The following is a 3,050-nucleotide window of genomic DNA, read 5'->3' as shown; positions in this document are numbered from 1 at the left end:
GCTTCTCCTGCACGCGCTGCTGGCGTACGGCTGTGCCGGCGGCGGGGGCTGGGCGGTGTTCAGCGGCGGCCGGTACGGGTGGGCTTGGTGGGGGGCTTGGCGGGGGGCTTGGAGGTGGGCTTGGAGGTGGGCTTGGAGGCGCGTTTGGCCGCCGGCCTGGCCGCCGCCTTGCGGGCCGGTTTGGCCGCCGTCGGCTGCACGGCCTTTCGGATCGATCGGCCGGCAGTCGGGGTCCGCTGTGCCGGGGCGATGGCCACGACGCCCAGCAGGTCGCCGATGCGCCGGTGCGATTCCAGCGGGTGCCGCAGCGGCACGCCGGGGTCGATGCGGTAGGCGTTGCGGCGCCCGTCCCGCGTGCGCTCCAGGACGCCCGCCAGCTCCAGGTCGGCCACGATGCGCTGCACCGCGCGCTCGGTCACGCCAACGCGCAGGGCCACTTCCCGCAGGGTCAGGTCACCGTCGGCCGCCAGGCACACCAGCACGTGGGTGTGGTTGCTCAGGAAGGTCCAGCCCGGGGCTTGTTCGTTCGCCATCGCCGCTCCAGTTGACACGATACCTAAATTCGGATTTACAATACGCGACACGAATGTCGCTAATTGGAGATCTTATGTCTGCCGCCCTAGCCCTCGCCTCGACCCCCGTCCCGGCCCCGGCCCCCCGCACCATCGCCGTGGCCGCCGGCGACGGCATCGGCCCGGAAATCATGGACGCCGTGCTGGCCGTGCTGTCGGCGGCCGACCCGGGCCTGGGCTTCCAGCCGGTGACCGTTGGCCTGGAAGCCTACCGCAACGGCGCCCTGTCCGGCTTCGGCCCCGAGGTGATGGACGCCATTACCGAACACGGCGTGCTGCTCAAGGGCCCCATCACCACGCCCCAGGGCGGCGGCTACAAGAGCGTCAACGTGAGCCTGCGCAAGTCGCTGGGGCTGTACGCCAATCTGCGCCCGTGCGTGGCCTACCATCCGTTCATCGCCACCCGTCACCCGGCCATGGACGTGGTGATCGTGCGCGAGAACGAAGAAGACACGTACGCCGGCATCGAGCACCGCCAGAGCGAAGAGGTCTACCAGTGCCTGAAGCTGATCACGCGCCCGGGCTGCGAGCGCATCGTGCGCTACGCCTTTGAATACGCGCGCAGCCACGGCCGCCGCAAGCTCACCTGCATGACCAAGGACAACATCATGAAGCTCACCGACGGCCTGTTCCACCGGGTCTTCGACGAGATCGCCGCCGAGTATCCCGACCTGGCCGCCGAACACATGATCATCGACATCGGCACGGCCAAGATGGCCGTGGACCCCGAGCGCTTCGACGTGGTGGTGGCACCCAACCTCTACGGCGACATCCTTTCGGACGTGGCCGCCGAAGTGGCCGGCTCGATCGGCATCGCCCCCTCGTCCAACATCGGCCGGGACTGCGCCATGTTCGAAGCGGTGCATGGCTCGGCGCCCGACATCGCCGGCCACGACGTCGCCAACCCGTCCGGCCTGCTGCTGTCGGCGGTGATGATGCTGGTGCACCTGGGCCGCACGCAGGCCGCCACGCGGGTCCACAACGCCTGGCTGCGCACCATCGAGGACGGCGTGCTCACCGCCGACATGGCCGGCGCAGGCGGGCGGCCCGCCGTGGGCACGCGCGCCTTCGCCGCTGCCGTCATCGGCCGACTGGGCCAGGCGCCGCGGACCCTGGCCGCCGTGGATTACCCCGCCGCCGTCGCCAGCCACACGCCCGTCGCCCTCCTGCCGAACGTCGCGCGCACGCCGGCAGCCACGGCGCTGGGGGGCGGGGACGTGTTCGTGAACTGGGACCAGGACCCGCGCGACCCCGATGTCCTGGGACGCCGGCTGGAGGCGATGGCCGCACCGGAGTGGCGTCTTTCCCTGGTCACCAACCGGGGCGTCAAGGTGTACCCGCACGGCCACGCGCAGACCCTGTGTACCGACCATTGGCGCTGCCGCTTCCTGGCCGCCGCGCCCGGTGCCGCAAGCCCGCAGGCCATTGCCGCGCTGCTGCTGCGGCTGCATGCGGGCGGACTGGACGCGGTGAAGACCGAGAACCTCTACACCTTCGACGGCACGCCCGGCTACTCGCAGGCGCAGGGCGAGTAGCCGGCGGCGGCGCGGTCAGCCGGTCTTGCTGCAGTTTTCCAGCCAGACCATGCGCTTGATGTCGTCGTAACGGTAGAACGACCCGGTGAAGGTGACGCGGTCGCCCTTGCGCCAGGTCAGCACGTTGGCCAGCTGGTTGGGGCGGAACAGGCAGGCCACCCCGACCCGCGACTCGCGGTCGCCGGGCGCACGCAGCTGCACGTCGTACTGCTCGGGGATCTCGAAGGACACGTTGTAGTCCTCGCCGTCCTCCTGGATGTAGTCCACGTTGCCCTTGAGCGCGTATTTGCGGCCCTTGTGGCGCGCGCCCACCACCAGCGAATTGCCCTTGGCCTCCTGGGCAATCTCGCGCGAGAACACGTACACGTCCTTCACCGTCACGCTGTCGCTGTTGCGCGCCTGGGCGCCCTGCGCGGCAGCCAGCCGGCCAGCCTCGCCGCCCTTCACGCGCGACAGCAGGTCGCACAGGTACGTGCGCATGGTGTCCTGCTTGGCGAACATGCCCTTCTCGGTCTTGATGGTGAACTGCACCGTGGCCGCGTCGCCGCTGGCGCTGACGTTCACCAGCGTCGGGATGGCGCGGGTGGTGCCCTGCGAGCGCTGCTCGACCAGCATTACGCCGCCCGCGGGATCTTCGGTGATCACGTCCATTTCCTCCGACACCATGATGCCGCGCACTTGGCCCAGCGCGTCCGCCACGCTGAGCTGCGGCACGCTCACCTTGCTGGAGAAATCCACCCCGCTGAAGGCGCTGCCGGTCTTGGCGAAGTTGTCTTCGCATTCGCCGGCCTGCACGCTGAGGCTGGCGCCGGCCAGGACGAGGGCGATCAGGGTCTTGTGGGGCATGCAGGGTCTCGCGCGGGGGAGGGAGACCGGAGTGTCGTGGACGCACCGGGCAAGCTCAAGTGCCGGAGCGCACGCAAGGCCCGGCACGACCTCGCGG

3 protein-coding genes are annotated in these 3,050 nt (G+C 70.1%); 1 reads left to right on the top strand and 2 read right to left on the bottom strand.

The features are described 5' to 3' along the window. Nucleotides 1-59 precede the first annotated feature (59 nt). Complete coding sequence (locus K0M70_RS13590) at nt 60-533, bottom strand: winged helix-turn-helix domain-containing protein (protein WP_290782817.1); 474 nt, start codon at nt 531-533, stop codon at nt 60-62. A gap of 74 nt (nt 534-607) precedes the next feature. On the opposite strand from K0M70_RS13590, the gene K0M70_RS13585 reads away from it, so the two are divergent. After that, complete coding sequence (locus K0M70_RS13585; protein WP_290782816.1) at nt 608-2,107, top strand: NADP-dependent isocitrate dehydrogenase; 1,500 nt, start codon at nt 608-610, stop codon at nt 2,105-2,107. A gap of 15 nt (nt 2,108-2,122) precedes the next feature. Here K0M70_RS13585 and K0M70_RS13580 read toward each other — a convergent pair whose 3' ends face one another. After that, on the bottom strand, nt 2,123-2,953 hold the full coding sequence (locus K0M70_RS13580) for a hypothetical protein (protein WP_290782814.1): 831 nt from the start codon (nt 2,951-2,953) through the stop codon (nt 2,123-2,125). Between the last annotated feature and the right edge of the window lie 97 nt (nt 2,954-3,050).

The sequence above is a fragment of the Arenimonas sp. genome (assembly GCF_019459675.1).
In the GTDB taxonomy this organism is placed as follows: Bacteria; Pseudomonadota; Gammaproteobacteria; order Xanthomonadales; family Xanthomonadaceae; genus Arenimonas.
This window is presented reverse-complemented; position numbering and strand designations above follow the sequence as displayed.